Source organism: Virgibacillus ainsalahensis (assembly GCF_055380755.1).
In genome coordinates, this window is record NZ_AP043943.1 from 1,915,124 (window position 1) to 1,939,705 (window position 24,582).

A 24,582-nucleotide genomic window follows, 5' to 3' on the forward strand; every position below is an offset into this window, starting at 1 on the left:
TCTCACTATTAAACTAATCTGCACTATAATGGACTAAGAACCTAAGAACCAAGAAAATGGACTACAGGGAAAAGTCCATCATTGTTCAATTCTTGCGCCCGATGTTGCATTATATAATTTATTATTCCGTTATTGATTCCACCTCTTTATCAATTTCTCCAGTCCAGTAGGAGCTATTTTCCATAATCCAATTTACATGATCAGATAAGCCATCTAAATCAGGAAAAAGGGATAATTCATTTATACCATAATGTGATAATTCAAATCTTAACTCCTTACGATATGAATGATCAATAATAATTTTTTCTAATTTATTCTCTTCTTTCAAATTATTTTCCAAACGTAGTGTAGGGGGATTATGTATAGTAAAAATGCCACTTTGTCTAACTACTCGTGGAGCTGCACCATTAGGCTTGATCTTGGACACTCCTTCATGTTCAAAAGGTTTTATTTCTTCAGTTTTTAAACTGCATTGGTTTAAATAAGCGTATAAAACGGCATCACATTCTTCATAACTTTGTACAGCAAAAAAAGCTGCAACTAGAGGATTAAATGTCCAATCCAACAGCCTAGTGGCTAAACCGTGATGTTGCGCAACTGTCAGCATATCCCATTCGCCGTAAGCCCCATTTAAAAAGTGTGCTGCTTGCCTTTTCCAAGATTGGAAAATCTCGGCATCATCATATTTATAATAAGGATTTCTACCAGCTTTGGGAACTAAAACCCATTCAGGATTACTATGTCCCCTAAACAACCATAAATTTGTTTTTCTATATTTGCTTAGTGCTTTATGTAATTCCTCAAATTTTTTAACCCTTACTTCTTTTATGGTAATCACCTCTTCATCATAATTTAATTATAAAGAATAATTATTTTAAATAAATACTGTCGTTTATTAATCATTGCTATAACCTGACTCTTTTCCCAAAGTTTGACGATCCTTTACAGATAAGAGCCCTTTAGTTGAATAAGGATAATAATACTCCAATTATAATCAATAAGATGGGGAAAATAATAATCCAAAATACTTTCCACGCACCAGCTTTTTCATTAAATATTAGGCTTTTAATTATTATCATCAGAAATCCAATTCCTAATAACATCGTTCCATTAATAATTAATATTAAATTTATTATTTCGGTAAAGTCTCTGTCTTTAACAGTTATTAAAATCCCAGAATTTCCAATAATAAATGTAAAAATAGCAATAAAAATAGCCATTAACTGCATTGACTTTCCGTGAAAATTATCAATTTTCTTCTCTAGCTCAGGTAATATTTTATGCTTTTCTTGCAAAGCTATTGTGATAGACCGCAGTTTCTCATATTCTTCATTTGTCTTTTCTTTTAAAATTTGATGATAGATCATAGTTCCAGTTATTGTTCTTTCACCCTCTATAGTTAATCTTATAAAAGGATCTTGTTCTTTCCATCCTTTCTCTAATGAATAATGTTTTTTCAATTGTTCCTCTGCATCTTTACTTATATTATTAACAGTCATAATACTTGCTGGAACGTATGATACTAAACCCTTGTAATACAAACTATCAAGGATCTCCTCAAACTTTTCCTCAGAATAGCTTTTATTAAAAAACTCTTTATATAAGGTCTTTCTATTTTTTATGTTCGTGTGTGCTTCTATTGGTGGGAGCTTTATATAATCACCCATAAGCAAGATTATTTGTTTTTCCACTTCTGTTAAATTTGAATAACTAAACATTTTAATTGATTCTCCTTCAAAATGGCCCCATTTGGGAAGGCAGCATTCTTATTTAAGAATAGCGCCCGATGATTGAATAAACCATGTTCTTCTATTAGCTGGTATAATTGAAGAAGTTTACTATTTTCATACCTGCCTTCGTTTAACGCTTTTCTATATTCACCGTTTTCTTCTTTGATAGCTATAGCTTCGTCTGTACTAACACCTTTGATGGAAAAGTATTTAGTTCCTTTTTTCATACTCATTAGAAAAATTTCCAGAGTATGTCCCCTCCGTATCTGAATACTTCGTTACCTCTCCGATTTCTTCAGACACAATGAATTCAACGCGACCGATTCTGGAATACCGTCGACGCTCAAGTTTTATGCATTTTATTCTTTAGAAAATACGTACATTGGTATGACTGTTTCATAGCCCAGCTTCTTATATAAATGGAATCCCATTTCGCTTGAACCTAATATATTTTTTGTTACACCATAACTTTTAGACATATCTAACATAAAAGAGCAAAGGTTAGCAGCTAATCCAAAACCTCGATAATTTTCATCCGTATGGACTCGATCCAAACAGGATACTCCTTCATTTATAGACATAATACCGGTACAAACGGGTTTATGGTCAATCTCAATAAAGTAATAGCGGATATAAGGGTCATAAATTCGGTTTGGATTATACTTTTGAAAGCTAAGAACATCATTTATCTTCTCTGCTTGTTTTTCGGTTTTAACTTCCTTTACCTGATACTTATTATATTGCATGAACTCTGTTTTCGCTGATAGTTTCATTAAATACTCACTTGCTTGCGAATCATATCCCAAGCCTTCCATCTTTTTATTTACTTCCTGTGTATGTGAAAAAAGTGTTACCCAATGAGGCTTATTTAGGTGTTTGAATTCGTTTGGCAGTGGATCAGATTGATAGAAATGAAAAAATTCAAGCTCACGTCCATAGACTTTTTCTCCAAACTTCACTTTTTTTACATCCCCTGTTGTATTGATCTCAGTATTAGGGGTCTTCCTACAATATCCCCAACTTTTGATAAAGGCTACGATTTCTTTCTCAATTTCTACCTTATTCCAATTCACGCGCTCATCTCCTATTTTGATGGTACTTTTTCATTCTTGAATGGTGTTATCGATAACCATGTCCACAATATAAAGAAAGGTTGAATGAGTATTACACGTATCCAATGATAATATGGCACATACTGTTCGATGCCGCCAGGGATTTCTCCCGTATTTATGGCATGGTATATGTTCGCTGGCCATATTAGAATGAAATATACGATAAGGATTTTACCTGTCAATTTATATGTCTTGTCAAACAAAAATAATACTCCGAATAAAAGCTCTAAGAATCCCGTGATGTATACGATTGAAAGCGCAAATGGAATTACTGGAGGAATCATTTCCATTAAGTTTTCTGGGACGAAGAAGTGGCTAAAGCCTATGAAAAAAAGCATTGCACTTATGGCAATACGTCCTATTTTTTGATAAGAAATAGCCACGTTAATTTGTTTTAAAACAAACATTATTAAAAAACATAACAATAAAACCAATGTCGCCATATCATTTCCTCCTCATGCCAAAGCTTTTGAAAAAATTATAAATACAAATTTCATCCCTTTATGACTTCTTCATCATTCAACATTATGACTATCGTCATATTTCAATTGAGGATGACGTACTATCTGTCCTTCGTACAAGTCCGACACCGAGAACAATCAATCCTGCTACTAAACTTATAGCACCCACATACGCCAAATAAATGAGAGCATTTGGTTCAGTTGCATCTGGTGGTAATACCGATAAAAAGAATGCAGCAGGAATAAATATGGCAGACAACGGAATAGCAGTTCATACCTGCTGATAACCTTGCCTTATACACATATAGATACGCCAGCAAAGAAAGCATCAAAAGTATACCTGCATGTGCATGTCCTTCCCTCCACAAATCCCGCCGCAACGGGCCTTCATGATAGCTTGAACCTGGTTCGATTAGCAGAGATAACAAGCTTGCGCCTCCATATATCACTGTTGGTAAAATAATGATTAACCAACCCACATGTCTTCGAGTTTCCTCATATACACGTCACCCTTTCGTGAATAGTGATTAGCCAAAATAAAAATTCAAATTAGGTGTTCTTACATAGACAACTCATCAATTCATGAAGCTTTTACGTCATCTTTACGGTTTACGCAACTTATTGCGCATCAATTCATGAAATTCTTGACTTGCATTTGACATGTTCGAGGCATCGATCATTGCCCGGACACGCAAACCGTACGAAAATGTCATGAACATCATTGCTGTTTGTTTCGCATCCAAATCATCCGTAATAACTCCGGCACGTTGACCGGCTTCAATCCAGGAAACAGACAAATGGATTGAATGCTCATATATATGGGATAAAATATCCGCAATTGCAGGTTCTTCTTTTCGGCTCAGCAAATAAATAAATATTACGTTCGTAACGTCTTCTTCATCGGTTAGATATTTCATTCCATTTGCAATCGCACGTAGCGGTCCTTCCAATCCGGTATTTGCCTTCTTTGTCTCCTTGTGGAAATCTTCATTGGTTTTTTCCGTTTTGATTTGTAAAATCAATCCGAACAATTCATCCTTACTTCGAACATAATGATAAATTGCCCCTTTAGAAAGTCCGGAATTCTGGATAATGTCTTGTAACGTTGTTTTTTTACACCCTTTTTCCTGAATGAGTTCTTCGGTGATTAACAATAAGTGGCGAAAATTCGAAGTGAGGCTGATATGTTCCAGCAAAATCATCATCTCCTGTTCTCAAATTACCAGTGTGATTTGGTTGATCTTTATTTTTGCATACCGACTGTCGGTTTGTCAATGGGCTATTAAGTTTTATTTTTCCATAGTCCCTCGAAATAAATATTAAAGAATATTGTTAATCCTTGCCTTCACCTAATATGAAACTTCTTCCACAATATAACCCTAAAAAAAATAGTGTGCTGACTCTTATTCAAGTTAAGCGCCCGTTCGCTGAACAGAGGACAATTCCCTATTTCAGATAAGCACCCATTAGCCTAATAAGAATTTATTCAAGAGATGCTATTTTTTCTTTTTTGATTTTCCAAACAAACCTATTCCAGCAGCTATGGCAATACCTATAGCGACCCAGACACCAGTACCCATCGTTTCCGCCCCCCTTGTCTAATTCATTTTAGTTTGATCTAATACACTTTCTATTCAATCCATTAAATTTCCTGCAAAACTGTCAAAGTGAACTCTATTCCTTCCATAATCTGACCATTTTCAAAAGGCTGAGTGCATTTATTCAACTTTTGCGCCCGATTGTGGCACAGTCACTACCATTTTATCATAAATAAAAATATATAGTTTTTTAAATGTAAATTAATTTACAAAATGATTAAAATGTGATATATAAAAAATAATTAGCATTCACCTCTTTTGAGTGCCAAAAACTTTCTTTAAAGGAGTGATTTGGATGGTTGCAATAGTTCTTGATAGAACAAATCCGTCACCTGTTAGGGAGAGTTCAAACTGTATGTTAATTCGTTATAAAAAATGCTACAGAAAAATTGCGATGGGTCTTCTTTCATTCACGTTGAATAAAAGAGATATCAAATCATTACAAGAAATTGTTGACCAATATGAGAATAACCCTAATTGGCATCTTTATCTTTGGAAACAGTCAAATAATATTATTGGAGCAATTGGTTTTAAAATTAAAAGTGACGTAAACGTGATTATCCAACACGTTTCAGTTAATCCTTCCTATAGAAGTGACGAAATTGGTTACAAAATGATTCATGAAATAATCAAACAATATGGTCATAAATATGACATTCTCCCAAATAATCGAAATCAAAATTTTTTTCAATTGATGTGTAAATCGGTAAATAGTCTAAAACTAATAATAACCAAAGAAAAGCCTCGCGAAATTGACCGTGAGGCTTTTCTTGTACAACATTATTCAATTTCAATTTTACGTGAATTATCCTTCACTGCTTGTTCATCTTTACCCACAGTGATTCTCAGCAATCCATCTTCTAGCTTCGCCTTTACATCATCGGTCTTGGCATTTGCCAAAAAGAGTGAACGCTGCATTGAATCGTAACGTCTTTCTTGATGAATATAGTTGTTATCTTCATCTTTCGTATCAACATTTTCTTCCCGGTTCACCGAGATAGTTAAACGACCTTCATCATTTAACGTGACATCAATATCATTTTTCTTTATCCCTGGAAGTTCAGCATCTACTAAATATTCATTATCTGTTTCCTGAATATCTACCTTGAACGGATCTGTAACAAGGTTTCTTCTGGCCAATGGAAAATCTTTAAAAGCATCATCAAAAAAGTCGTCAATCATGTTAAAAGGGTTTGTTGGTGTCACATTTGATACATTTCGATTTTTTCTATTGAAAGGTATTAAACTTGACATCATGACTCACTCCTTTTCAAATAAATATTGACATTAGCACTTCATTTCAATACTAACAGAGGTGAATTTCATATTACAAAAAGAGATAAACTTTCAATTAAAATGCTCGCTAAGCCCTATCCAAGGGCACCCTTCCCCTCAACCAAAATCCGTTTGAAAAGTCTTCCATCATACTAAAAGGAATAAATTTAATCAGAATAAATCAACTCCTTTCTTCATATTTTCTCTGACTTAGCATTAGACCCATCCGAGTGCTAAGTTCTATTTTTTATATACCACATTTTAATATATTTATAAACATAATTATTGGAGTTACATTTTTATTAATTGATTTTTTATATCTTTTTACTTTTCAGACCAGCGAGTTAATGAATTGTAAATTTTCACTATGTTTTTATTCCAAAAAATCGGGTAAATAAAATGAACCAATTCTTATATTTATTGGAGGTGAGGTAATTGTCACGATTAACTATTGGACTTATTCCTTGTCCCGATACGCCAGAAAAATTAGCTAAAAGTTTCAAAAATAAATTACCTGAATTCTTATCTGCAAAGGTTTCAGATCAAGTCAAATGGTCTGTTGAAGTTACAACAGACCCTCTTATTGGCTCAGCTGAAGACACGCAAGAACTGATGGAGGAAACTGAGTCTATAAAAAAGCAAAAAAACTGGGATTTTGCCATATGTTTAACAGACCTCCCATTGTTTGATGATAAGGATTTGGTCGTGGCAGATGGTGATTATAATCGGCAAATCGGGCAAATATCGATTCCAGCATTTGGATCTTTTCCTTTAACCGCACGCATAAGGAAAGTATTGCTACAAGTTGTAAAAGAGTTACACAGCCATCAATCGAATAATAGTATGAAAAAAACTGCTGTTACCGCAAAAGAAGGCATGTCTGATCGTGAAAAAGGCGCTGTATCCAGACAATTTTTGTTTTCACTGATTCGTCGTGAACATTCAACCCCTATGGGTAAAAAAATGGATCTGCATCTTGTTATTCGCCCACGTTTTCAGGCTAAACTGCGTGTTTTAGCGGGAATGACCTATGCAAATCGCCCATGGGGCATTATTCCATCATTTAAGCCTGTCGTTGCAGTGGCTTTTGCTACAGGGGCTTATGGCCTTATTTTCCCTACTTTATGGAAGTTAAGTGGAGCATTTGAACTTTTTCGCTTTTTGGGCTTAATGGTTGGTGCAATCTTCAGTATCGTGGTATGGATTATCATCTCGCATAATCTGTGGGAAAAGCCAGCTATAAATAATGATAAAGCTGTCAGAAAATTATATAACCGAACAACAGTAGCTACTTTAACAGTAGCAGTATTATGTTACTATATTACGCTTTTTGTATTATTCCTGCTGACAGTCCTTTTGTTTGTTCCACCGGATTTATTTCAATCATTAGGTGATTTAAACGAATCTGTTAGCTTCTGGAATTATACAAAATTGGCCTGGTTGGCCACTTCCATAGCAACTTTTGCGGGATCAATTGGTGTCGGCCTTGAAAACGAAGAAATGGTACGAAACATTATGTATGGATACCGACAAAGCCAACGTTCCAAATACTATCGGGGTCAGCAAGATGAAGAAAGAAACGAAACCAAAGATGGTTAAAATAAGATACTCAATCTTGGACATAAAAAATAAGCCCCCGACACTTGATGTAAAAGGCTAAAGTAAATTAAATTATCAAGCTGCATCCTGGAACATCCTGTTGAATAAGCAATTTAAAAATTGGTTAATTGTACAGCTCCATGGATTTTGGATACCGCAATATTCAGTCTACAGAATACAAAAAATACGCAATCTTGATAAAAAAAGTTAACAGTTGAAGAAATAGCGGTCTTGCCAACATAATGACAAAAAACAACGCTAATCCATTTTCTTACAAAAATGACCTAAAAATAGCGTAGATGGATTCTACGATAAAATAATGCCCTAAGTGGGAGAATCATAGCTTCTAAAAGGGGTTTAATGAGGTGAAATTTTTGCGTAGAATTATAAAATTACCCCTTAACGAGCCTATAATCAGGATTCATATGGAAGAAAGTGGCTTAGCGCAGGTTAGATGTCAAAATGTCGGTAGGACCCCTTATGTACAATACGCGCGCTGATCCGGAAAGGCTCCCGTTAAAGGAATAAAGTTGGTAATACCCAAGCCTGTGAATCCCCCCTGATGCAAAAGCTAAAACCGATTAGCCAGCTTTTTTATCATGATGTGCTGCAATAAGAATCCCACAACCAAACCCGGAATGACGCTTAATATTGGAAGCCAAATTGGACCGAGCAATATGCTGAATAAAGTTAGTTTAGATGAATAGATCGTTCCTACAGTCACAAAATAGGCTGAAAATACAAATGGTAAAAAGGAATATGGCTTTTTTCCGCCACCTGCATCTTTAAAGACATCCCACATGGCAAAAAAGTATAAACAAGGATAGAACATGTGCCACTGATAATCTGCATATTGAATCGCTTTTTCTATTTCCCCATGAAAACTTAGAAGGATGACCTCGTTAAAGTTTCCCTGTACGTTGACCAAAAACACTAAGAAAATTAGTACAATCCCTTTGATGTATTTTTTATTTAATAATTGGCCAAAACCAGGTAATGGGATGCTCCACAGCAATTTATCCATTCATAAGACCTAACCCTTATCTCTTGCAATTTGATTTCGATCCGGTGCTTGGGGCGGTTTTTCCAACCATCGATTTTTAATCATAAGATTAGCACCATCTTCGCCGTATTTCGCAATTTCAGCTGTAAGACGTGTGTACGTTGCAATCAAGTCAGTCCTTTGACTGGATCCAATTGCCGCCCCATATTGACCAATCCCGGCTGTGTTCATTGTTGTAATATAGAACATCATAAGTTTGTCCGAAAACGGAGATTCGGTTGAATCCGTTGGTTGAGCATCCCATACTGACGGTGTTGAAAGATGGTCATTGTGCATAATTTTATTGAAAATATTCACGTGTTTTTCTGATATATCCCGTCCTCGTACCAAATACTTTCGAACTTCTGGCGATTGGGCTACCTGACTAAATCCCATAATCAGCGCTGCACCCACCCTATTCCTTTCAATATTGTAATATAAATTCGTAATTTCAATGGCATTTAACGGGCGTTTGTCACTAAACCATCCCCCACTCAAATAATGTTGGTCGTTAATGTATTCGACCCTTTCAGGTTTGGGAATATAGGGGGCTCTTGAAAAAATCCCTTTTGTTAATTTTACTTGCGTGGCTTGATCCAGTAAGTCTGCAGATGTGCTTAAGTTTTGTTTAAAATATTGCACAATATCAGAACGTGCGGCATTAGATAAAGCCATCGTATAGGTAGTCATACCTAATTTTCCTAAGTTTTGGATATACAAGAGGAAAAAATCATCGGTGTATAATCTTGGTGCGTTTAAATTCACATCCTGGGTTGAAAATCCATCGGGTACAGCAATTTGCTCATTGGTAAACAGGTTTTCGATAAATTGGACGTGTTGCTGGGATAAACTTAAAGCAAATTCCAATACAGAGCGTATGTCTTCATCTTCAACCTGGATCAATGTATAACTAATAGTCTGTACAGCCATTGAATCGCTTAAGTAATTACTCCAAAGACTTGCGATTTCAGCCGAGGTCAATTCAGGATTAGGCTGTGTATTCATAAGATATTCCTCCAAGGTTTTATAAATATCTTTAACCTTACCCTGCAAAATATTCATAACCCTTTTTGGTATTTTTGCTCATTGAATCAACAAGTAAGCCCCCGTGGTCAAGCGGGGGCTTACTTTGACAACCTTTTTCAATTTAATTTTCTGCCACGTCATTTCCTTGTTTTTGTATATTTTTTCTGCTTTGATTAATCTTTTTATACAGGGCCATCACCCTTTCGTCTGGATGTTCTTCAAACGGACTAACATAAAATGATTCTTCTAGCCGTGACATCAAAACACCAAGCATTTGATTTTTACGTTTTGGAGGCAAATGTGACTTCATAAGAGCCTCGTATTGTTCTTGTATCACTTGTAAAATCATGTTATATCACCCCCATTTATTAAGGGAGCCCCCTACATTAAGTAATGTAGAGTTCAAGGGGTAACAGGCGTTTTGTGACCTATTCGATTTCTATCCTATGCGTGTTATCGTTATTCGCCTGTTCTTCTTTGGTCACATTAATTTTGAGCAAACCATCTTCCAACCTTGCACTGACGCCATCTGGTTTGGCGTTTTCCAAATAAAGAGAACGTTGCATAGCCTCAGAACGACGTTCCCTGTGAATATAATTACCATCTTCGTCTTTGCTCTCAACATCCTCGTTTCGATTTACAGCAATAGAAAGCCTACCGTCGTCGCTTAAATTGACATTAATGTCTTCTTTTTTTACCCCTGGAAGTTCAGCCTCAACCAGGTATTCGTTGTCGGTTTCCCTTACATCAACCTTGAATGGGTCTGTAGTCAAGTTTCTTCTAAGGGACGGGAAATCACTAAAGGCTTCATCAAAGAAGTCATCAATCATGTTGAAAGGATTCCTTGGGCTTGCACTAACCACATTACGATTTTTTCGGTTGAAAGGAATCAATCCAGCCATTATTAATCACTCCTTTTATAAAATTTTAATTGTTGTACTCATTCAGTTAATGAGTGGTGATTTTTGTTTTAAATCATTGGGTTTCTATTCGTAAACCACGGGTCATGAAAGAAGTCGCCAACCATGTTGATAAAATTCCCCGGCCCGTCCCTACTGAGACCTCGAACCCTTTTGTTGAAAGGAATCAATCTAGTCATCATTAACCACTCCTTTATGATGTGTTGTTAGCACTCGGTAAATATGAGTGCTAACTTCTATTCTTTATATACCACGTTTTTATATGTTTGTAAACATGTTTTGCACAAAAAATTTTATGTTCTAGTCTTCCACAATCTGGCCCGTTAATTTAAGTTAAATTCTTCACAAACTCTATGTTATATTATTTTTATAATTATTCTGTAAATTTAGTTTACACTAAATTTCCTAATCAGTTAAATCCTTCAGAGACATACATTACTACATAATTCTAGACTTTTTGAATAAGATTCGATTTTAGTTTTCATTTCCATAAACTTCGGGTATAATAAAAGTATATTCACTGCATAACATAAAAAGAGACCGCTAGTGCTACTACACTAACGGTCAAGTACAATAGCCCTTCAAGGGGGCGGCTCACAAAAGAGTATAAAATAACCACCCTAATCGCTTGCCAGGCTCATAGGGTGGCTATTTTTTTTGGTTTGACAGTATCGCTACAATTAATGTTCCGAACGAGATCATCAAAAACAATGCTTCAACTACTGTCATTAGGCATCACCTCCTTTCTCAGAAAATGAGAAAGAAAGTGAGCCGCCACCCATGAAAGCCTTATTGTACTAGTATGATTGTAACAAAGATTAACCCATCTTTACAGAACATATTTTCCTATTATTTGTTCACAGTGAAATGTTCCGCTTTTCCCTCTATGAAAATTAACCATTTTCATCTGTCTGTTCTACTCTCCGTGACAACTTTCTTCTTGATAATTCTTTCTCCAGAAGTAAAATAAAATCTTTATCTACATGCATATCGAGCGCCTTTTGATACGCTTCCATTAAAAGTTCATCCGTTAATTTTTCCATTTTCTCCTCCTTTGACTGGTTATGCTTCTTGAACAAAGGCTCCTTTTTCATCTAACAAATAAAACATATTTTGAATATTGCTCTCTCCTGCCAATAAATTCTGATCCGTGGTGGTTCGCAGTTTCATGTCCTTTGCATGCATTACCAGTGGTTGAATATGTTTCAGCGATTCAGTAATGACAATCATTCGTTCCGCAAATGGACTCCCTTTCCATTTTAAATACATGATGAGGTCTTTGATGCCCCCTCGGGATACATAAATATAAAACGGATTGCCATGAAATTCGATGGCTCCGACAAACGGTTCCGGTGTCGGGATGATTTTGGCGTCCGGAAAGTAATAATACAATTCAAAAAACAAAACACGCTTTAACACATCCTTTGTTTGGTACTCCACCCAATAATTTGGTTCGTAAGGGACATTCGTAATTACTGCACCTGCCTGTCCCAAGGTGTAGATAGGAATGATTTGTTTGTTCACGTGCATTTCATGTCGGACAATTTTTTGCTCCCTTTCCATTCGTTTCAAGCGTTTCTTTGGTAAACGGAATAACCGGGAGAGTTGCCTCCCCCCGATGATTCCTACTTTTGCTATTGCACCTAACGCTGCACATTCTTTCGGTGATTCATTGTTGATATAGTTAATTGATCTCAAATTGGACGGCAGACGCTTCCAGTGCAATTCCCAAGGTCTTTCCAACGAGAATGGGCTGGTCATGGTTCATCCCTCCTTACAAAACACGGGTGATACGTGTCCGAATCTGTTCCTTTTCCGTATTGATGTTATCAACGCGTACCAACACCCGGTCATCTTTTTGGACATTCTGGAATTTTAAGTGGCTGGAAAGAGAATCCACGCCTGCTTCCAAACGGACAAAGACGCCATATTCTCGTACGCCGGATACGATTCCTACATATTCGCCATTTTTCTGGTAACGTTTGATGCAATCCGGCCACGGATTTTGCTGCAGGGCTTTGGCGCTGACTTGTACCTCTTGTTTTTCTTTATTGATTGTCATGACTTTTACTTTGAGCGCATTACCTTCTTTAAATTCCTCATGCAAATCATCAATCCACCCATAGCGAATTTCAGCTATCGGGAGAAATACTTGAATACCGCCAATGTCCCCTAGCATATAGTCATCGCCCACATGTCGGATGACTGCCGGGATGATGTACCCTTCCTCAATTTTTCGTAGGGTAATATCAGCCATTTTTTCCATTGCTTTTGTTCGAGAGGCAGTAAACAATTCATTTTCCTGATCGTAATTCAGTACCATAAAGGCAATATCTTGTCCCGTCATGGAACGCAGCTGCCGGAGATTTTCCGCACCTGTGAATTCCAAAGGAATAAGGCCACGAATGGATCCCACACGGACGACTGCACAAGCTTTCTTTTCTTCCCCGTCTGGTCCCACTTTTTCTATCCCGGAAATAGGGGCGTATAGAATTTTGCTATTCTGATACGCCCCGTAAATTTTCATCCAATTTTCTATCGAATTATCCTGTTCCTGGTCGACCATTTTGGCTGCGTCAAACCCTTCAATCATCACATTCTCGTTCAATTCTTCTGCCATTGTTCATCGCTCCTTTTTATATTTTTCGTTTTCTTTTGTCTTCATTCCATTTCAACTATTACCGAAAATAGCTTTTCATTATTTCTTTTTATTGTTTATTGCCCCCGATTTCCTTTAGCATGTCGTTCTCATACCTTTCCAGTATCTTTTCAATAATCGTAATGGCATTTTGCAAGGCTTCTTCTTTTGTCTTGAAGAGACCTATATCAGATGGTGGAGCACCAAATTTCTGAAACAACTCCTTGTTGCTGCTGTTAAACGTGCGTACTTCCTGCGACAAGTTATCCCAGTGAATGTTATCTTCATGAATATGGCATTGAAAATGATATTGTTCTCCTGGAACATGGAATAGACTAATTTCGGCTGCAGACACTCCCTTATATCGAAAATGATAGGTTTCCTCTTGGTAAATTAAACTCCCATTAGCATGGCTGAATGGATATTTTCCCATTTTGATTTCCCCTTTCGTATGAGTGTAAATTTATATTAAAAAAACCCCTCCTATATTGGAGCGTTTTTTAATCCCAAAAGCCATCGCCGGATATTTTTGGTTTTACCGTATCCGTTTTCTTATTTGGTTGATATTCTTCCTGTGTTGGATCTTTTTCTTGTTGTAATTCTGTTTGGCTGGTTGGTACGGATTCCACTTCACCGTCTGAGTTAAGAACAGGGTATTTTGTTTCTTTTAAAATGTCTTTTGCTTGCTCTGGCTTCATTGATTCTTCATTTGTATTGTTTGCTGCATCATTTGAAACAGCTTTTGTTTCCATTGTTGCTGCTCTGGTTTCCACATTTAATTCATGACTTGTTGAAATGTCTTTTGCTGGCTTGTGATATTTCGCTTTCGATTTTCTACTGTTATTAGAAATGCGTTTCATTTGCCGGACGGTCCCAGCCCCAGTTTTTCTCACGAGATTATTTAACTTCAGTGAGAGGCGTTTGTCTTCCCACTCTTTCTTTTCTTGCCAATCAGCTGGTACGAGATTGCCTCTTGCCAAGGCAGGTTTCTGCATGGCTGCTTCATACATGACTTTGTGAATGAAACTGTATTTCGGTAGGTTATCCATGATATCGGTTGGATCAAAACGATATTCTTCCGACTCCGTATCCCGATACGAGTCCGGAAACAGGTTTGGCATAAAGATTCGATGTTTGTAAGTGGGCTGCCGTAACATGATTTTGTCTTTCCCGAATTCATCCGCAAATTCCTGTGCATCCTGAAAGCCAATTCCGTTAAAGCATAATTTGTTCCGGCAATTGGTCATGATCGCTTGTTTCATCGCACGTGGACTGATATCCCCTGCTTCCACTTCCAGTTGCCCGAGTGATTGAGAGGCCAGAATCCCAGATACTTTGTAACTGGCTGCAAGTGATAGAAAGATTTCCACTTGCGGGTTGATGTAGCGTTTATACTCATCAATGAACATGAAATGCGGCGAGCGTGTATCCTCTGTACCTGGTCTGCGAAAAGTTCCGTTTTGTAAATGCATAATTAAAAACTGCCCAAACGCATCCCCGGCTTTTTTCAATGTCCCAAGTGCTGTATTAACGATAAGCACCCCGTCATTGGATAAGTGTTCATCGACTTCCAGGTCGCTTTTACCGGACATGATGTTCTTTAACAGTTCATTACTGGTGATGTTTTCGAGCTGTGCCCGTAAGCCGATGACAAACTGCTTGTATTTTTCCGCCATGCTGCCGAGCAGTTCATTTTCAATAGACTGGACGAGATCCGAATCCCCATCTCGTATACGCAATTCACTGGTTCGCTGATGCAGTAAGTCTAAATCTCTCAACGTTTCCAGTACTTCCATCAGGTCCACTTCATCGCCTTTTAATTCCTTGAGCAAGCGTGTCACATTACGGGCTGCAAGTTCCTGCACATTGGCAAAGAACGCGTCCTGTTTCCCGAATAAGCCACGTAAGACAATAACGGTTCCTTCCACCACATCTTCCACATTCCCTTCCATGGGGTTGAACTTATCGGTGTCTGGGCTGGTTGGATCAATGTAAATATAGGGAATATCCATTTCATCACAGAATTTTTTTACTTTCTCCGCAAATTCCCCTTTTGGTTCGACTACGGATAAGCCGAGTTTCTTGCCCTGCTTCTTTTGCATTAATAGTTGATAGATCATTGGTTCCAGAACGGATGCTGTTTTACCGGAACGAGTTGCTCCGACCACGAGCATGTGGGTGAACATGTCTTTGCCTTTCCATATGATTGGTACATCACTATGCTCCAAAGAGTTCCCCAACACGGTAACAATTTCACTACTTTTTTTGTGTTTCGATTGCTTAAGGTCTTTTTTGTATTCTGTATATCCCTCTTCCGGTTGTTCCTTAATCCGTTGATTTCCTCTCTTTTTGCGATAGGCTGCCTCTGCCCGCATATACATGATGTTTACGTAGATGCCAAACACCCCAAATAGAAGAAGGGCCGTTTTCATCATGAATTCCCGCGTCACCATCTGTTCCCACTGCCAGTACTCAAAAGCAAGACTCCCAATGGACAGGACGATCAAAAGCGTGATGGTTAGAGCAACGAGACGATTTATACCACTTGTGACCGCCTTTTTCCCCCATCTATTAATAAGATAGAGCAATAAAATAACCCCTGCTGCACTTAGGGGGTACAGTGGGGCTGGGATGACGATTTCCTGAAACATAAGAAAGTATCCGGATGTGGCTAATATAAAGCCAAGGATGGATACTGTCATAAGCATGTAATCACCTCTCTTATAAAATTGTGCATAAAAATAACACCGTATAACCACGGCGCTAATGAAAAACCATATATGTTGTGATTCCTGTTGATTAATGGAGTTCTCCATTTGCAAACTTGTTTAGAAGGTCATCCAATTGTTGACTGCATTTTATCGTTTCATAACCCGCCAAGCCATACTTCAAGCCTAGCTGAATCATTTCCTGCTTTTTCACTACGATAGCTACAGGCAAATCTGATTCTGTTGGTTCTATTACTTGTTTCATCTGTTCTCTTCTCCTTCACACGGTATCTAAATGCTTTTTTAGGTCTTTCGTTTGTCAGACCAACGAAATTCATTATGAGAACATTGTATATTTGATGCAATAGTTTCGACAAAAGAAGTCATATTGTTACGAAAATAAAAAACCGATTTAACCTATTAAGCTAGTTAAAAGCAGCTTCGTATAGGTCTATTCGCAGGAAAAATAACGCCTTTAGAATAAATGATACTGGTTACAAAGTTTCAGCATTCTCCATGGCGTTTTAAAATCTTATCTATTTATTGCTTTCTCTTTTCCCAAAAATAAGACGTTAACACACTGAACACGGAACCAAAACAGAGGACACGTCCATATGCGATGAAATTCACACTGTACTCAAATTCAAAGCCAATACCAACACTGCCCAGAATAAGGCTTATTGTAAGTAACGAACCGAATATCCAGAGATTAAAGTCTACACTAAATCTATATCTCGTTTGGATAATTTTCAAAATCGTAGAGATTAGCAGGAAAGTAGCTGTTATATATAGATAAATCATTTTGCTCCACCCTTCTTACTATTTACATCGTTTAGTCGTATTGAATCTACAAAGTATGAGTTAGTCTTACTTATGCTTCTTCATTGGCGAAGCTCTTTCCTGCTTTATTGGTCAATACTCCGCTTAATAATTTTTCCTATATCGCTTCATATTCTCAACTGACAAAACATAAGCCATCTCATCGGCCATTAAGGCTTTCATCACTTGTAGTATTCGTTTCTGTATCTTCGGCTGAAATGTTTCCAGTTCATTATTTAAGGATTGTTCTGAATTGGTTAGTCTCGTAATTTCTTTCAACTCCCCAATTATCTCGTACGTTGGATAAGGATTTCTTTCTTCTGCTATCATAGGTTAATCCTCCATTTCATTCATTTTATTGAACCAGCGCTTGCTCCATAAAGGTGGCGCCTACTTCCAGGAATTCCGCGTGATGGACGTGTTGAAGAAGTTCAGCGTGCTTATGGCGTAAACCCGGGTGTGTTAGTACCAGTACCTTACGTCCGATTCGTTCATATCTGTCTTTCCGGTATTGCAGGATATTTGTGATTTTCACGACGTCAGTATCCAGCAAATTGACAAAGTACATTTCCTCTCCACGATACTGTACAATTTGGCTGAGACCATCTGGATGTCCTCTGCTTTTAATACGTGTTTTAAAGGATGGATGAAAGCTTAGGACATTGTGATATTGGTTTTCTAATGCTTTCATCAGTTGTTGTTCATCCCCCTGGAAAGCCAGAAGGTAATTGATTCCGAACGTTTGTGGGAATATCTTTAGGCTGTGACACTCCCTTATCGCCCGGCTATCCATTAAACGATTCACGACTTGGTTAAAGCTCTCTTTGCCCTTGGCGAAAAACGCATAGGCATCAAAATAGCGTTGTCCTGATTCGGTTATTACATCAGAACGGTGCTGATCAATTTCCCTTATGATTTTCTCCAGATTCTTGGCCGATGTGCTGTGCAAAAAGGTGTAAATTGCAAAAACAATACCAGTTGGGCTTGTGATCATTCCCTGCACATTGTTGGAACGATTCAAATTGAATTGTTTCTTCACGTCCCGGCTATCCTGCACCGTCCATCCGGCCTGTTCCAGCTTGACGAGAATGTTGTTGGTGGACAGCAGAAACGGCAGGTGGAATCGGCGCACCCGTAAGTCATCGGCTTTACGCTCCAGCGGATAGCCCTGCTTTCGCAAGCAGGCGATGCCGCTCTCGCTGATGCGATGGTAATTTCCTTGCCTGCTTTGGCCTTTAATGTAGCCTCGTATCGGCTTGGACCTGATATAACCTGTGTTCCGCAGGATGTTTAACTTTCGGTACGTGTATCCCATGCTCATGTCATGGAATTCACTAATCTGTTCAGTGCTTAGTGCCCGGTAATGATATAGATTTTTCAGTATGCTAATATCCAATGGTTGGAGCCGTTTGATCATCTGCTTTTTTATGGTTTTTGCCATTTTTTCACCTGCCTTTCATGTTCGTGTGGAGGCTGTTTCGTTTCGCCATTTCTACGTGACCTCCGTACTGACTCAACAAAACTACTCGAAAATAACTTGATTTACACCATTCGGTCCATAATGGCAAATTGGCGTTTCCTCCAATGTTTTAAAAGAGATATTTCATGTACAACATCATTTGAACTTCACATATAATATTGGGGAAATTAAAAAAATTGAATGTTATACATAAAGAATCAACGTCTCATACATGTATAACATTCGATTACTTATCCCATAATTCTGGAAATGGCTTCTCGTCGTTTAGAAACGAATGTTCTTGGGTTTCCAGTAACGAATGTTGCTTATGTTCATATTCAACCTTCCTTCGTTTTCCCACTTCGGGTATTTGTTTCAGGCGATGTTGATTGCTTTTGAGATACGATAGGAAGTTCAGCCGGTTTTCTTCTGCCAACAAGTAAACTTGAATATGATTTTGCTTATCGGGTAAGCCTTCTTCCAAAATAGATAACTCTTTCCAATTATCATCCTTCACAAGTCGCGTATACCGGATGGCGTCAATAATATACTTCCGATTCCTATTATCCAAATCCCGAATAATATTATCTTGGAAATAATGCTGAATGACGAGTACCGCCTGATTAAACTGCATTTCAATCCCGGCGTAGTTATAAGATTCAAACGTAATGCGATGATAATAGTTTCGAACGAACGATGCATAGTCTCTATCATTCTCTTTGTACAAAGGCAGCATCCCGTCATACGAGAATTGGAAAACAGGATAACCATTTACATAGTGAGGCGTAGTTCTTGCCAAAGGATTGCTTGAAACAGCATCTTCTCTACCCTCCGGCTCAAGCTCATATAATCGCCGCATGGTTTCTTCTTTAAACATTTCTACACTTTTCAGTAATTCCACGTAGTGTGATTTCAACAATGTTATGCCTCCTTCTCGATTTGTCAGACGTTATTTCGTCCTTTAGACAGCGATACATCAATATTTATCTCTCTCAACGTCCGACGTTTTTGGAATTATAGATTTGTCTTCTATAGAACGTCAGACGCTCTAGTTGGTAAACCTTGATTTACCAGTTGTTCAACCCATTAAATCACGTCTGACACTTTTTATTCCCAACGTCCGACGTTCCAAATACAAAATCCTGTTACAGCAACGGTTCCACCCCCTTTTATTGTCAGACCTTATGCTTTTTAGTTATAACTTAGAAATTCTTCTATATAAGACATGGGATTGATACGTTGAAAACTGCCATTTTCTTTCACATGAATCTCAAAGTGTAAGTGCACCCCAGTAGAATTTCCTGTAGTGCCCATTTTGCCAATGACCTGTCCAGCTTTTACTTCAGTGCCAACAGGAACTCCTTTTTCTATCAAGTGAGCGTAATACGTTAGCATATCTTCACCATGTTGAATAACTACCAGGTTTCCAAAACCGCCAATGTTAGCTTGAGAAACAATAACTTTTCCATCCCTAAAAGCGACAATGGGTTGCCCACGATCATTTCCACCTGCTACATCAATCCCTCCATGAAAATCTCTTTCTCCATTTATCGTTCTGTATCCATATTCCGAGGTGAGGTTTTTGGTATGTGGAACCATCCATGCTTTATCACCATGAATTTCCACGCTTCCTACCTCTTTAGCTTTATATCCATCATTGTATAGCTGATAGTAATGCATCACATCATCTGCATACCAACTGGCATGATTATAAGCTAACAAAGCATCTCGCAGTCCGTTATTTCCATCAATATAAGGTGCAAGGTGATTGGCTGCCGCATGAATAGCGTCCTCTTCTTCCCACGGACTTGCTTTACCATTGTCATTGGCATCTACACCGAATCCCCCGTATTGCTTAATCTTTTCTGGATCAGTTTTAATCTCTTCAGGTATGGCCATTCCTCCAAGCCCTTCGCATATGGGATAATTCCACCCCAACCAGCTACAAGGCATAAACTGCATATGACCTTCTGCTCCGGCCGACGATACCATTTCTATGGATGAAAATACTGTCTCCACCCGGTGAACCGAAGCCAGCAACAACCAAGGTATTCCATATTTTTCTCCGGCATCTTTATAAATCGGTATAAATTGATCCGGGATTTCTTCTTCTGCAATTTGGGAGGGAGTGTTTGTATATAATATTTCTTCTTCCTCTCCCAATTCAAATCCGATGACAACCAAAAAGAGCACAAAAACACTTGCAACAGCAATTGCCCCTAGCGCCATAAGACCAATGAACAAACCGATGATTAATTTGATCATATTTCCCATCGTTTTTTACCCCGAACTAGTACGGAACATTCAGCATGTAATTCTCCACTTTGAATGTCCCTTTCGTTTGCTTTATTTTAAGTGTATAATCTACATTTTCTTCCGCAGTTACATCCCCACTGCTGTCATAGACCTTTCCTTTTACTCGAACTTTCCAGATGAATTGTTCCTCACTAGGTTCATAAGGTTCATAAACATTCAGTTCCTCTACCTCTTTTCGATAAACTGCTGCTGTAGGCCTTGGTGTTTCTTTACTTAATTCCTGGTACAGTTCCGTAGTCATATAGGGCTTAGCCTGTTCTATATGTTCCGTTGGTTCATCACCACGAAATGCATAATAATTTTCAGTAAAGGTTTGGGCTGCTTGTCGAGAATCTGCAATACTATCAGCTGGAAAATGATTCTCATAAAATCCTCTCGGTTCTTCCAATGTATCCGCATCGGGCAAATCTATATCCATGTCCTCATGGTGTTCTTTAATCATCTCGCTATTTTCTTCCTGCGTTCCTTGAGTTTGTTGATTATTGGAGTTGTAATCACGCACCTCTTGAGTTTGCTTCTTTTGTGTTGACTGATTTGATTTTTCCAACTCCAAACTTTTTTCATGTTCTGATCGATGACCAACAAAAATGGCATAAATAAATAGCGCAATGACGATTGTCATCACGCAATAAACAATAATATTTTTCGTTTTATCATTCACTCTCCTTCACCTCCATACCTTAATCGAGCGTTGGATATCCATCATTATTTTCATTACTATATTGATTTGGTGGTATTGATTTTTCCAATGAAATTAAATCGGCCTTTTCTTCATTCTTTACTTGTTGTTCCTGAAACCTATTATTCTCTGTTGGCTCCTCGTTCGTGGCTGAACCCTTAGTGGCCGGCTCCACCTTATCTGAGTGTATAGAATTACCTTGAGGAAGATCATTTCTAGGCACGTTTCCGCTAAGTGTTACATTACGTTGGTTATCTGATGTTGACCGCCTTAATGCTTCTCCTTCTAGGCTTTCGGTATCTTGCATGGAAATTGCCGGCATTTCATTCTCAGAAAAATTTGGTGTATCTTCCACCCAATTACTAGCAATATACGACTCATCATTTAGAACAACGCTTTGATCTGGATTTATTGGTTTGGGTGGGATATCATACTGTTTATTATCTGTATACATATCTGGAGTATCATCCACCCATTCACTGGATTCAGGCAAATGACGCGACTGAATATTTCGATTACCTTTTTCAGTCATTTGTTGCTCGTTAGCTTGTATTCGACGTAAACCTTGATGCTGTCTTTGTAACTCTCTATCTTCCTGTTGCTGTTTAACATGGTTCGCTAACAGCATAGAATAGTCTCCCTTTAACTTTCCGTTTTTTTCTGCCTGCTGAGATACATGATCATGCGCTTCATTTAAATCTTCCAATGATGCATGCTCCACACTATTTTGATCGAAAGCATCCATAATGTTGTCAGCACTATGCGTATCAATATTTCTTTCATCTATGAAAGAACCAATATTTTCTGCTCCCTCGTCCGATAAATGGTTTACTTTTTGACTTTCAGGTATGCTTTCGGATGGTGCTTTACGCAAAGTAGCCAATTGTGTCGAACGATGTGCATGCATTCCACTTTTGGCAACTTCGCTGGCACTGCCTTCTCCGGTTGCTGCTTTTCCAAGTGAACTACCGATACCTGCACCGGCCATGGTCCCTGCGCCACCAGTAGCTGCTGCACCAATCAATGCTCCAGCAGCAGTACTTGTTCCTTGTACACCTTTTTTCAGTGCGTCCATAAATCCTCCCATCGCATCTCGTAATTCTTGTACCCCCTTCGAACCTGCGGAAAAGATATTGCTGATTCGTTTACGTAAAAGGAAAATAAGCATAAACAACACAAAATGTATTAATGCCGCTGGAATATAAGCAACGAACGGATTATTATTATCCACTGCTATAAAGTCAGCTTCATATAATAAATCTGATATGGCAAAAATGACTAAAGCTGTAAAGGAAACAACGATTTTGAGAATTAAAGGTAAACCTAGTTCAATAAAATACCTCTTAATGGCATTAAACTGTCCTGGAATCGCACCAAATAAAAGGGCGAATGGAGCAAAAATAGCAATCAGCATAAACCAAAACTGGAATATCAATAATGCTAAGGTTAAAAAATAAATGGGAAAGGATACAATCCCATTTATCGTTAGGTACATCGGTGTAAAAGATAATCGTTTTTTGATATTGTCATAGAGTACATAATCATTTTGATAAGAAGTTAATTCTTCAGAAATCGCTGCATATCTTGCTTCAGAATTTGGCTGTTCTTTCAAAATTTGATTTACTCTATCAACCGCCTTTGCTTCACTTTCAGCTAAGTTACTCAAATCGGTTTCGCCATACATCATATACATATAGGGACGGTCTACAAACAAAGCCCATATATTATCCTTCATTCCATCTTTTAAACTATTTTCATCCAGATTAGTGGGCGTATCGGAATGGATCGGTTGTGCTCCACTATCGGTATTGGCTTCCTGTGAATCACCAGCTAATACTAATGAACTTGCTTGGGTTGTTATTTGATTCAAGCCAGTCAAGAATGTAGCATAATTGGTAAATAACAATATTGCTATTGCTAAAGCAATAACCGTTTGCAAAATGGTTCCAAGTGATGCAAACATAGATCTTTTCCAAATCATAAGGAACGCTGCATAAATTACTGCAAACACGGCTGCAAATATAGCTAGATTTCCGAATATACCGGATCCAGAGAAATTCCCATTACTCGTTATACCTGATATTTCAAACATAATCTCTTCGAGCTTTTCAATAATCGTATTGATGAAATTAAAATCATACGCAAAATCCAGAGAGAAAATCATGAAATTGGTCATAAGAATGTTCAAGTCAAAGGCGATATTAGCAAGATAGTTGAACATTTCATTCATCTTTTGCGTGATTTCATTGGAATCAAGAAACCATAGATTACCGGTTATATTGTCCATAAAATTTTCTTCTTCATTTAAATCTTTAGGAACTGCATCCAAATGATAATAGGACTTACCATCTTCCTTAAAATTCCCTAGTTGTTCCTCTGCATTCTCTTCCTCTTGCTCATCTTCTGCAAGAACTGGTTGAGTAAAACCCAATCCAATCATTATCCATAGCATCAACACAATTTTTATAACCCGTTTCAGGATTGGTCTCATAATAATTGAGCATAAAAAATAACCCCTTTTATAAAAGGGATTATTTTAAGCTGTTACCTCCTTTCTTATTTAGTTTTATTCAAACCCATATTCGTCTTCGTTTTCTCCTTTATTTTCTTCGTATGGATGGATGACCGTTCCAGAATTTTTATTAGTCACAGGCTCTGGTATACGGTCTATAAATTGTTTCACTTTCCATTCCCCGCCTTCATTTTGCTTCAAACTAATAAAATTAGAATCACCATCCTCAAACTCATATCCCCTCCAAGGTTTGACATAATAAATAATTTCCTTTGACTCATCACTGTAGACATAATCATATCGACGAATTTCATATCCATCCTTCAGTTGGTCAAAGTCCTTGAATTCTTCGGAGCCTTTTTCTTTATATTTTTCATAGTCTTGTGGATCGACCAGTTCACTCGCATGAAGATCACTACCATCCTCTTTTGCAATTCCAGTTACATATGGCTCATCTTCGAGTTTTTCCTGTCCAGCCGGTGATAACATGGAATGCGCTTTAGGAATATTTAATTCAAAACCTGCCTGATAGAATTCAAGTGCTAATTTATCGGTTTCTTCAAATACATCCGCATGCTCTGATTTTTCTTCTTCATCTGGGCTTGCACCGCTGTCTGAAGAGCATCCCACAACCAATAATAAGCTCACCACTAACATCAGTAATCCCAGCATTTTCTTATTCATCGTA

At 37.8% G+C, this 24,582-nt stretch carries 29 protein-coding genes and 1 pseudogene; 2 read left to right on the plus strand and 28 right to left on the minus strand.

Annotated features, from left to right (window positions below):
• Window positions 1-121: 121 nt before the first annotated feature.
• From ACZ427_RS09255 to ACZ427_RS09290, 8 genes are all read right to left on the minus strand, one after another.
• A complete protein-coding gene (locus ACZ427_RS09255) occupies window positions 122-838 on the minus strand; it encodes an FRG domain-containing protein (protein WP_461177667.1) in 717 nt (238 codons plus the stop codon).
• A 121-nt stretch (window positions 839-959) separates the two neighbouring features.
• A complete protein-coding gene (locus tag ACZ427_RS09260) occupies window positions 960-1,718 on the minus strand; it encodes a hypothetical protein (RefSeq protein WP_461177666.1) in 759 nt (252 codons plus the stop codon).
• Window positions 1,697-1,963, minus strand: a complete 267-nt coding sequence (locus ACZ427_RS09265) for a hypothetical protein (RefSeq protein WP_461177665.1) — start codon at window positions 1,961-1,963, stop codon at window positions 1,697-1,699. The genes ACZ427_RS09260 and ACZ427_RS09265 overlap by 22 nt, the downstream gene beginning before the upstream one ends.
• Window positions 1,964-2,089: 126 nt before the next feature.
• Complete coding sequence (locus ACZ427_RS09270; protein ID WP_461177664.1) at window positions 2,090-2,803, minus strand: GNAT family N-acetyltransferase; 714 nt, start codon at window positions 2,801-2,803, stop codon at window positions 2,090-2,092.
• Window positions 2,804-2,814: 11 nt separating this feature from the next.
• Complete coding sequence (locus tag ACZ427_RS09275; RefSeq protein WP_461177663.1) at window positions 2,815-3,285, minus strand: DoxX family protein; 471 nt, start codon at window positions 3,283-3,285, stop codon at window positions 2,815-2,817.
• A gap of 94 nt (window positions 3,286-3,379) precedes the next feature.
• The gene (locus ACZ427_RS09280) at window positions 3,380-3,562 is read right to left on the minus strand and encodes a hypothetical protein (protein WP_461177662.1); all 183 of its coding nucleotides are present in this window, start codon (window positions 3,560-3,562) and stop codon (window positions 3,380-3,382) included.
• Window positions 3,563-3,905: 343 nt separating this feature from the next.
• Window positions 3,906-4,499: a TetR/AcrR family transcriptional regulator gene (locus ACZ427_RS09285; protein ID WP_461177661.1), complete on the minus strand. Its 594-nt coding sequence runs from the start codon at window positions 4,497-4,499 to the stop codon at window positions 3,906-3,908.
• Between the two features lie 300 nt (window positions 4,500-4,799).
• The gene (locus tag ACZ427_RS09290) at window positions 4,800-4,883 is read right to left on the minus strand and encodes an LPXTG cell wall anchor domain-containing protein (RefSeq protein WP_200090415.1); all 84 of its coding nucleotides are present in this window, start codon (window positions 4,881-4,883) and stop codon (window positions 4,800-4,802) included.
• Window positions 4,884-5,295: 412 nt separating this feature from the next.
• Here ACZ427_RS09290 and ACZ427_RS09295 point away from each other — a divergent pair.
• Window positions 5,296-5,529 (plus strand): annotated as a pseudogene (locus ACZ427_RS09295) (GNAT family N-acetyltransferase); the annotation flags it as partial.
• Between the two features lie 152 nt (window positions 5,530-5,681).
• Here ACZ427_RS09295 and ACZ427_RS09300 read toward each other — a convergent pair.
• On the minus strand, window positions 5,682-6,158 hold the full coding sequence (locus ACZ427_RS09300) for an Hsp20/alpha crystallin family protein (RefSeq protein ID WP_464883567.1): 477 nt from the start codon (window positions 6,156-6,158) through the stop codon (window positions 5,682-5,684).
• 453 nt (window positions 6,159-6,611) lie between these two features.
• On the opposite strand from ACZ427_RS09300, the gene ACZ427_RS09305 reads away from it, so the two are divergent.
• The gene (locus ACZ427_RS09305; RefSeq protein ID WP_461177660.1) at window positions 6,612-7,775 is read left to right on the plus strand and encodes a hypothetical protein; all 1,164 of its coding nucleotides are present in this window, start codon (window positions 6,612-6,614) and stop codon (window positions 7,773-7,775) included.
• A gap of 571 nt (window positions 7,776-8,346) precedes the next feature.
• Here the strand turns inward: ACZ427_RS09305 and ACZ427_RS09310 are convergent.
• The 19 genes from ACZ427_RS09310 to ACZ427_RS09400 form a co-directional block, all read right to left on the minus strand.
• A complete protein-coding gene (locus ACZ427_RS09310) occupies window positions 8,347-8,799 on the minus strand; it encodes a hypothetical protein (protein ID WP_077326287.1) in 453 nt (150 codons plus the stop codon).
• Between the two features lie 9 nt (window positions 8,800-8,808).
• Window positions 8,809-9,822 carry a DUF3231 family protein gene (locus tag ACZ427_RS09315; protein WP_461177659.1) on the minus strand — a complete coding sequence of 338 codons (1,014 nt, stop codon included), beginning with the start codon at window positions 9,820-9,822 and terminating at the stop codon, window positions 8,809-8,811.
• Between the two features lie 142 nt (window positions 9,823-9,964).
• Window positions 9,965-10,192, minus strand: coding sequence for a hypothetical protein (locus ACZ427_RS09320; protein ID WP_010529229.1), 228 nt, complete (start codon window positions 10,190-10,192; stop codon window positions 9,965-9,967).
• Between the two features lie 79 nt (window positions 10,193-10,271).
• Complete coding sequence (locus ACZ427_RS09325; RefSeq protein WP_077326285.1) at window positions 10,272-10,745, minus strand: Hsp20/alpha crystallin family protein; 474 nt, start codon at window positions 10,743-10,745, stop codon at window positions 10,272-10,274.
• A 666-nt stretch (window positions 10,746-11,411) separates the two neighbouring features.
• Complete coding sequence (locus tag ACZ427_RS09330) at window positions 11,412-11,492, minus strand: putative holin-like toxin (RefSeq protein ID WP_461177866.1); 81 nt, start codon at window positions 11,490-11,492, stop codon at window positions 11,412-11,414.
• 164 nt (window positions 11,493-11,656) lie between these two features.
• Window positions 11,657-11,806 (minus strand): sporulation histidine kinase inhibitor Sda, encoded by a 150-nt coding sequence (gene sda, locus ACZ427_RS09335; protein WP_461177658.1) that lies wholly within the window; start codon window positions 11,804-11,806, stop codon window positions 11,657-11,659.
• 19 nt (window positions 11,807-11,825) lie between these two features.
• Complete coding sequence (locus tag ACZ427_RS09340) at window positions 11,826-12,524, minus strand: hypothetical protein (protein ID WP_461177657.1); 699 nt, start codon at window positions 12,522-12,524, stop codon at window positions 11,826-11,828.
• A gap of 13 nt (window positions 12,525-12,537) precedes the next feature.
• Entirely contained in the window at window positions 12,538-13,383 is an 846-nt protein-coding gene (locus tag ACZ427_RS09345) for a S1 RNA-binding domain-containing protein (protein ID WP_461177656.1), read from the minus strand.
• A gap of 88 nt (window positions 13,384-13,471) precedes the next feature.
• Complete coding sequence (locus ACZ427_RS09350; protein WP_461177655.1) at window positions 13,472-13,834, minus strand: hypothetical protein; 363 nt, start codon at window positions 13,832-13,834, stop codon at window positions 13,472-13,474.
• A gap of 67 nt (window positions 13,835-13,901) precedes the next feature.
• Window positions 13,902-16,103 (minus strand): type IV secretory system conjugative DNA transfer family protein, encoded by a 2,202-nt coding sequence (locus tag ACZ427_RS09355; RefSeq protein ID WP_464883568.1) that lies wholly within the window; start codon window positions 16,101-16,103, stop codon window positions 13,902-13,904.
• A 97-nt stretch (window positions 16,104-16,200) separates the two neighbouring features.
• Window positions 16,201-16,374, minus strand: a complete 174-nt coding sequence (locus ACZ427_RS09360; RefSeq protein ID WP_461177653.1) for an aspartyl-phosphate phosphatase Spo0E family protein — start codon at window positions 16,372-16,374, stop codon at window positions 16,201-16,203.
• A gap of 275 nt (window positions 16,375-16,649) precedes the next feature.
• The gene (locus tag ACZ427_RS09365) at window positions 16,650-16,910 is read right to left on the minus strand and encodes a hypothetical protein (RefSeq protein WP_461177652.1); all 261 of its coding nucleotides are present in this window, start codon (window positions 16,908-16,910) and stop codon (window positions 16,650-16,652) included.
• Between the two features lie 123 nt (window positions 16,911-17,033).
• Complete coding sequence (locus tag ACZ427_RS09370; RefSeq protein ID WP_461177651.1) at window positions 17,034-17,258, minus strand: hypothetical protein; 225 nt, start codon at window positions 17,256-17,258, stop codon at window positions 17,034-17,036.
• Between the two features lie 25 nt (window positions 17,259-17,283).
• Complete coding sequence (locus tag ACZ427_RS09375) at window positions 17,284-18,369, minus strand: replication-relaxation family protein (RefSeq protein WP_461177650.1); 1,086 nt, start codon at window positions 18,367-18,369, stop codon at window positions 17,284-17,286.
• Window positions 18,370-18,634: 265 nt separating this feature from the next.
• Window positions 18,635-19,306 (minus strand): hypothetical protein, encoded by a 672-nt coding sequence (locus ACZ427_RS09380; RefSeq protein WP_461177649.1) that lies wholly within the window; start codon window positions 19,304-19,306, stop codon window positions 18,635-18,637.
• Between the two features lie 272 nt (window positions 19,307-19,578).
• On the minus strand, window positions 19,579-20,661 hold the full coding sequence (locus tag ACZ427_RS09385; protein ID WP_461177648.1) for a peptidoglycan DD-metalloendopeptidase family protein: 1,083 nt from the start codon (window positions 20,659-20,661) through the stop codon (window positions 19,579-19,581).
• A gap of 16 nt (window positions 20,662-20,677) precedes the next feature.
• Window positions 20,678-21,364 (minus strand): hypothetical protein, encoded by a 687-nt coding sequence (locus ACZ427_RS09390; RefSeq protein WP_461177647.1) that lies wholly within the window; start codon window positions 21,362-21,364, stop codon window positions 20,678-20,680.
• Between the two features lie 19 nt (window positions 21,365-21,383).
• Window positions 21,384-23,873: a CD3337/EF1877 family mobilome membrane protein gene (locus ACZ427_RS09395; RefSeq protein WP_461177646.1), complete on the minus strand. Its 2,490-nt coding sequence runs from the start codon at window positions 23,871-23,873 to the stop codon at window positions 21,384-21,386.
• Between the two features lie 75 nt (window positions 23,874-23,948).
• Window positions 23,949-24,578 carry a hypothetical protein gene (locus ACZ427_RS09400; RefSeq protein WP_461177645.1) on the minus strand — a complete coding sequence of 210 codons (630 nt, stop codon included), beginning with the start codon at window positions 24,576-24,578 and terminating at the stop codon, window positions 23,949-23,951.
• Window positions 24,579-24,582 lie beyond the last annotated feature (4 nt).

Bases quoted from the DNA above. Each gene is read 5' to 3' on its own strand.
- ACZ427_RS09365 (WP_461177652.1), bottom strand. From the start codon at position 16,910: ATGATTTATCTATATATAACAGCTACTTTCCTGCTAATCTCTACGATT.
- ACZ427_RS09400 (WP_461177645.1), bottom strand. From the start codon at position 24,578: ATGAATAAGAAAATGCTGGGATTACTGATGTTAGTGGTGAGCTTATTA.
- ACZ427_RS09330 (WP_461177866.1), bottom strand. From the start codon at position 11,492: ATGACAGTAGTTGAAGCATTGTTTTTGATGATCTCGTTCGGAACATTA.
- ACZ427_RS09370 (WP_461177651.1), bottom strand. From the start codon at position 17,258: ATGATAGCAGAAGAAAGAAATCCTTATCCAACGTACGAGATAATTGGG.
- ACZ427_RS09265 (WP_461177665.1), bottom strand. From the start codon at position 1,963: ATGAGTATGAAAAAAGGAACTAAATACTTTTCCATCAAAGGTGTTAGT.
- ACZ427_RS09340 (WP_461177657.1), bottom strand. From the start codon at position 12,524: ATGACCAGCCCATTCTCGTTGGAAAGACCTTGGGAATTGCACTGGAAG.
- ACZ427_RS09320 (WP_010529229.1), bottom strand. From the start codon at position 10,192: ATGATTTTACAAGTGATACAAGAACAATACGAGGCTCTTATGAAGTCA.
- ACZ427_RS09300 (WP_464883567.1), bottom strand. From the start codon at position 6,158: ATGATGTCAAGTTTAATACCTTTCAATAGAAAAAATCGAAATGTATCA.
- ACZ427_RS09375 (WP_461177650.1), bottom strand. From the start codon at position 18,369: ATGGCAAAAACCATAAAAAAGCAGATGATCAAACGGCTCCAACCATTG.
- ACZ427_RS09355 (WP_464883568.1), bottom strand. From the start codon at position 16,103: ATGACAGTATCCATCCTTGGCTTTATATTAGCCACATCCGGATACTTT.
- sda (WP_461177658.1), bottom strand. From the start codon at position 11,806: ATGGAAAAATTAACGGATGAACTTTTAATGGAAGCGTATCAAAAGGCG.
- ACZ427_RS09360 (WP_461177653.1), bottom strand. From the start codon at position 16,374: ATGAAACAAGTAATAGAACCAACAGAATCAGATTTGCCTGTAGCTATC.
- ACZ427_RS09325 (WP_077326285.1), bottom strand. From the start codon at position 10,745: ATGGCTGGATTGATTCCTTTCAACCGAAAAAATCGTAATGTGGTTAGT.
- ACZ427_RS09290 (WP_200090415.1), bottom strand. From the start codon at position 4,883: ATGGGTACTGGTGTCTGGGTCGCTATAGGTATTGCCATAGCTGCTGGA.
- ACZ427_RS09260 (WP_461177666.1), bottom strand. From the start codon at position 1,718: ATGTTTAGTTATTCAAATTTAACAGAAGTGGAAAAACAAATAATCTTG.
- ACZ427_RS09310 (WP_077326287.1), bottom strand. From the start codon at position 8,799: ATGGATAAATTGCTGTGGAGCATCCCATTACCTGGTTTTGGCCAATTA.
- ACZ427_RS09385 (WP_461177648.1), bottom strand. From the start codon at position 20,661: ATGGGAAATATGATCAAATTAATCATCGGTTTGTTCATTGGTCTTATG.
- ACZ427_RS09315 (WP_461177659.1), bottom strand. From the start codon at position 9,822: ATGAATACACAGCCTAATCCTGAATTGACCTCGGCTGAAATCGCAAGT.
- ACZ427_RS09275 (WP_461177663.1), bottom strand. From the start codon at position 3,285: ATGGCGACATTGGTTTTATTGTTATGTTTTTTAATAATGTTTGTTTTA.
- ACZ427_RS09350 (WP_461177655.1), bottom strand. From the start codon at position 13,834: ATGGGAAAATATCCATTCAGCCATGCTAATGGGAGTTTAATTTACCAA.
- ACZ427_RS09395 (WP_461177646.1), bottom strand. From the start codon at position 23,873: ATGAGACCAATCCTGAAACGGGTTATAAAAATTGTGTTGATGCTATGG.
- ACZ427_RS09345 (WP_461177656.1), bottom strand. From the start codon at position 13,383: ATGGCAGAAGAATTGAACGAGAATGTGATGATTGAAGGGTTTGACGCA.